The following is a 5,069-nucleotide window of genomic DNA, read 5'->3' on the forward strand; positions in this document are numbered from 1 at the left end:
TCCGAGGTCGTACACCATGACGGTCTTGTTGCCTGCCTTGTTATATCCGTACGATATCGCCGCAGCCGTCGGCTCGTTGACTATCTTCTGTATTTCGATTCCGCATTTCTCGCCGGCCCTGATGGTGGCGGTTCTCTGAAAATCATTGAAGTATGCGGGTACCGTTATAACTGCAGAATCAATTTTATGTCCGGTCCTCGCCTCGGCGCCGGCAATAAGATATCTCAGCAACATGGCGGAAAGGTCTTCTGCCGAGTACCTTGCGCCGTATGCAGTCATAGAATATTGGGTGTCGCCCATTGCGCGTTTGAACGAGGCTGCAATAATGCCCTCCCCCCGAGACTGCAAGCTTTTTGCAGTCTCACCGACGTGAATCGTTCCATCAGGGCAGAAACAGATTACGGAAGGAGTAAGCAAGTTACCGTGTGCGTCGGGGATTATGACAGCCTCGCAGCTGTCCTTATCGTAATAAGCTATCGTTGAGTAGGTTGTCCCGAGGTCAATACCTACCTTCATCCATGCATCCCAGTCACGCGTATGTGCTCGACCGATTTAATACTTGGCAAATCAATACGAAATCCGTAAACTGGCTATTGCCGGCCCCCACTTTATTTCCGGAAAAATCAAATTACGAATTCCGCAGGGGACAGTATCATAGGAATCTCCCGTAAACTCTGGTACCGTTTACGATGGCTATCGCTGCAACCCCAACGTCGGCGAATATTGCAAACCACATCCCGGTCAGGCCGAAAGTGGCAAGTCCCAGTGCGGCAAATTTGAACCCCAGTGAGAAAACAATGTTCTGGTATGCGATTTTTCGTGTCCTCCTTGATATTCTGATGGCCTCCGGCAGCTTCCTGAGGGAATCGTTCATTATGACCACGTCCGCTGCCTCTACTGCGCTGTCGGAACCTATGCCCCCCATTGCCACTCCGACATCGGCCCTTGCTATCGAAGGCGCGTCGTTGATGCCGTCTCCGACATATGCCAGGGAACCCGATCTGTTTTCGAGTCCGAGATACTCTTCAAGCCTGTCCAGTTTGTCCTCCGGAAGCAGTTCGCTGTGGACGTTCGTTATTCCGACGATTTCCGCCACCCGGCTGGCCGATGTTCTGTTGTCGCCGGTCAGCATTATCACGTCCTTCACGCCCAGCTCCCTCATCTCGCGGATGGCTTCGGCGGAATCGTCCTTCGGCTCGTCCGATATGGAAATATGGCCGCCGTACGTGCTGTCGATCGCGACGTGTACATTGGTAACGCCATCGTGTGTGCCGCACGGTTCTATACCTATTTCCCGCATGAGCCTGGCATTCCCCGTGTGAACAGTGTGTCCGTTGACCTCGGTCCTTATGCCCTTTCCTGCTATGTTCACCGATTCTCCGATATCCTCAGGGTCGATAACGCGTCCGTAGCGACCTATTATCGCCGCGGATATCGGATGGTCTGAGTGATACTCTGATTTCGCGGCATACTCCAGCAGGTCGTCCTCTGTGACTCCGTGAGCATGGATGCCGCTGAAGTCGAACGATCCTTTGGTAACGGTGCCGGTTTTGTCCACTACGACTGTATCTACTAGTGCCAGCCTATCCATTACATCCCCTCCGTTGATCAGGATGCCGGATTTTGAGGCACGTCCTACCCCGCAGAAAAATGTCAGCGGCACAGACATGACAAGGGCGCATGGGCAGGAAACCACAAGGAACACCAGCGCGCGATAGACCCATACGTCGGAAGGCAGTCCAAACAAAAGCGTCGGAACGGTCGCAACTATAATTGCGGCAGCGACGACAGCGGGCGTGTAGTACTTTGCAAAAGTGGTTATGAATTTTTCCGTCTTTGCTTTTCTCGACCCCGACTCCTCGACCATTGCAAGGACGCGTGCGACCGCTGAATCAGAGTATTCTCTGTCCGCCCTTATCACAAGGGTGCCAGTCATATTTATGCATCCGCTTAGGGCGGATTCCCCGGGAGCGACGTCCCTCGGCATCGACTCGCCGGTGAGCGCTTTAGTATCCAGAGACGAAGAGCCGGACAGTATGGTTCCGTCTATCGGGATACGTTCCCCGGGAAGCACTACGAAATGTTCGCCTATAGCGACGTCCTCCGGTTTGACGGCGAGCTCATAACCGTTCCTGACCACTCTTACTGAAACAGGCTGCATCTCTACCAGTTCGGAGATGGACTTTCTTGTTTTCTGTACAGCGGCCTCTTCGAACAGCTTCCCGACGCAGAAGAATAGTATTACCGCCGCACCTTCGATGCTTGCACCGATGATGAAAGCGCCGGCGGAAGCGATGATGGCCAGGAAGTTCTCGTCGAGTATCATGCCGTAACGGAGGCTCTTTGCCGCGGAGATGGCCACAACATAGCCTGCAATCGCATAAGCTGTTATGAGAACGGCCATCGAGGCCGTCTCCTGACCGGTGTAATGCAGTAAGGCACCGATTGCAAATAGCAAGCCCGAGATCAGAACTTCTGCTGTTCTTCGACGCAAGTGGGTTCAACCCCTTATCAATCTGGAGTCCGGCTCTATACTTTTGACTATGATCCCGGCCTCCATCTCTATTCGGCCGATATCTGTTTCGTCGGCATCGACGATCAGCTTTTTGGACATGAATATTACGGACGCGGATCTAACGCCTTGTATTTTGGAGATCTTCCTTTCCATCTTGGCTGCGCAGTTCGCGCACCCAAGGTTCTCGATGACGAAAGCGGCTCTCATTTCTCCTCCCCCAGATGCTCGGACGCGAAGTCGATTATCGATTTGACGTGGTCGTCGCAAAGCGAGTAGTATACGAATTTTCCGTCCCTGCGGGATTTGATGAGCCTGGACCTTTTAAGCGCCTTAAGTTGGTGGGAGACTGCAGAATCCGACATCATCAGAGATGCGCCGATGTCGCAAACACACATCTCGCTCACTTCCAGCGCCATCAATATCTTGACCCTGGTGCTGTCGCCGAACAGGCTGAAGAACTCGGAAAGCCTGAAAACATCCTCCTCTTTGGGTATGCTTTTTCTTACAAGTTCTACAACGTCCTGATGTGTCACGTGCACATCGCAGATATCTCGATCGTAATTTTCCATATGGTCACCCAATTGAATATATGCTAATTGAATGAATGTTCAATTATAAAAAGATAAAGATAAGAGGTTTGCCGAAGACGTCAGTCCACAGTTTTCAGTCCCAGCAGCATGCAGTAGTTCTCTATCTTAGCCATGGTCATCCCTTTTCAATGTCGCACAGCCCTATTCCGCCGGAGCTCACCGCAGTGGCTATAGTTCCGAAAGTATCTCCCAACTGATCGATCGTTGTAAATAGCACATCCTCGTCGGCCGTTGCGATCTGCCTGAGGAACGACCTGTCGGCTTCCCCGTAACCGACAGCCACGGTCGTGATCCCGTCCATACGGCATTCCATGGCCTGAATTACGGCCATGTCTCTGTTCCCCCACTTCCCGTCGGTAAGGACCACTATGATATTGTTGCCCGCCTTGCCCATCAGCATCCTCCGCGCTTCTTTGAACGGAGAGGCATCGGTACCCCTCCCGGCCATTTTTAATTGCAGGCCCTCTATCGAGCGGGCTATAGCGTAGCGGTCCAGAGTGAGATCCCTGACGACTATCGTCTTGTCGCCGAAAACAATCAATCCGAATTTGGTGTTTACATCGGCGACCTCCCTGATGAATCTGGACATTGCCTTCTTAGCCTTTCCCAGCGGTTCGTCCTTCATACTGCGTGAAATGTCCATCGCAATGACAATGTTCTTCTGGACCGGGGCGTTGGAAGGTCTGTTTTCAGGACGTCCCCCCATCCATGATATATCTCCGGGCAGCGTTTCGGATTCCACTGCCAGCTCGCTCCCGTTTTGGAAAGCTGATATGCATACAACTCCGTTCTCGTCGTAATTGTACCCTATCTCGACGACAACGCCCTCTCCGTTGTTCATTATCCCGGATATCTTCATCCTTGCAAGGATCACACAGTCCAGCGGATTGCGCGATTCGCCCTGTAGCGTGAAGAGCTCGATGCTGTCGGTCAGGTTCCCTGGTTCGATCCTGAAGGGCTTCCTAACCGACGATGGGACGCTGGAGTTGCGTTTTATCATTATTTCGTTGATGAATTTCTTGCCGTCTTCCCTTACAGAAAGGGCCCCGAGGCTGTGGGAAGTGACATCGGTCACGCCCATGGGCTTCCTGCCTTCGATTCCGAAAAGATATGCGGTCAGCGCGGCGCCCTTGGCAACCGCCAAGTCGGTGTCAGCGTGCTTGATCACCTTCCTCCCGGATATTCTGGCCAGGCGGCCCGGAATGCCGGGGAGTCTTGTAGAACCCCCGACGAGGAGGATCTCGTCAATATCCTTCCATTCCAACCTAATGTCTGCCAGCACCCTTTCGCAGACTTCCAGGGTCGAATCGAAAAGAGGCTCGGTCATATCGTTGAACTGGTCCCTGGTGAGCGTATAATCGGCGGCATCGCCCTCATATTCAAGGTGGGTTATGACGCAATCGGCTTCAGACAGTTCCTTCTTAAGGTCCTCGGCGACCACTATCAGTTTGTTCTTTGCAGATTCACAGTCCCTGAGATCGATGTTAAACTCGTCATTGAACTTTCCGCAGAAATACGACATTATCGCCTGGTCCCAGTCTTTTCCGCCGAGAATGTGGTTTCCTTCCGTGCCAAGTACGTTTATGTTCCTGTTTTCGATGCGGACGACGGTTATGTCGAAAGTGCCTCCTCCGAGGTCGTATACCATTACTGTTTTGTTGCCTGCGTTGTTGTATCCGTACGAAACGGCCGCGGCAGTAGGCTCGTTGACGATCTTAAGAACATCAATCCCGCATTTCTCGCCGGCCCTGATGGTGGCGGTTCTCTGAAAATCATTGAAGTATGCGGGTACCGTTATAACTGCAGAATCAATTTTATGTCCGGTCCTCGCCTCGGCGCCGGCGATGAGGTATTTCAGCAATATGGCGGAAAGGTCCTCTGAAGAGTATCTCCTGCCGTACGCTGTCATGTAATATTGGGTGTCTCCCATGGCACGTTTGAAAGATGCCGCGACGACGCCCTCA

5 protein-coding genes are annotated in these 5,069 nt (G+C 52.5%); all 5 read right to left on the reverse strand.

The annotated features are described in order from the left end of the window. Positions 1-516 (reverse strand): Hsp70 family protein (locus LHW45_10955; protein ID MCB5286087.1); only part of this gene is annotated, 516 nt, incomplete at its 3' end. A gap of 136 nt (positions 517-652) precedes the next feature. Beyond that, positions 653-2,404, reverse strand: a complete 1,752-nt coding sequence (gene cadA / locus LHW45_10960) for a cadmium-translocating P-type ATPase (protein ID MCB5286088.1) — start codon at positions 2,402-2,404, stop codon at positions 653-655. A 96-nt stretch (positions 2,405-2,500) separates the two neighbouring features. Beyond that, positions 2,501-2,722 carry a cation transporter gene (locus LHW45_10965; protein MCB5286089.1) on the reverse strand — a complete coding sequence of 74 codons (222 nt, stop codon included), beginning with the start codon at positions 2,720-2,722 and terminating at the stop codon, positions 2,501-2,503. Continuing rightward, positions 2,719-3,084, reverse strand: coding sequence for a metalloregulator ArsR/SmtB family transcription factor (locus tag LHW45_10970; GenBank protein MCB5286090.1), 366 nt, complete (start codon positions 3,082-3,084; stop codon positions 2,719-2,721). Before LHW45_10970 ends, LHW45_10965 begins: the two co-directional genes overlap by 4 nt. Before the next feature lie 136 nt (positions 3,085-3,220). After that, positions 3,221-5,069, reverse strand: a 1,849-nt coding sequence (locus LHW45_10975; protein ID MCB5286091.1) for an Hsp70 family protein, incomplete at its 5' end; no start/stop codon positions are given.

It is taken from the genome of Candidatus Cloacimonadota bacterium (assembly GCA_020532085.1).
Taxonomy (GTDB): domain Bacteria; phylum Cloacimonadota; class Cloacimonadia; order Cloacimonadales; family Cloacimonadaceae; genus Syntrophosphaera.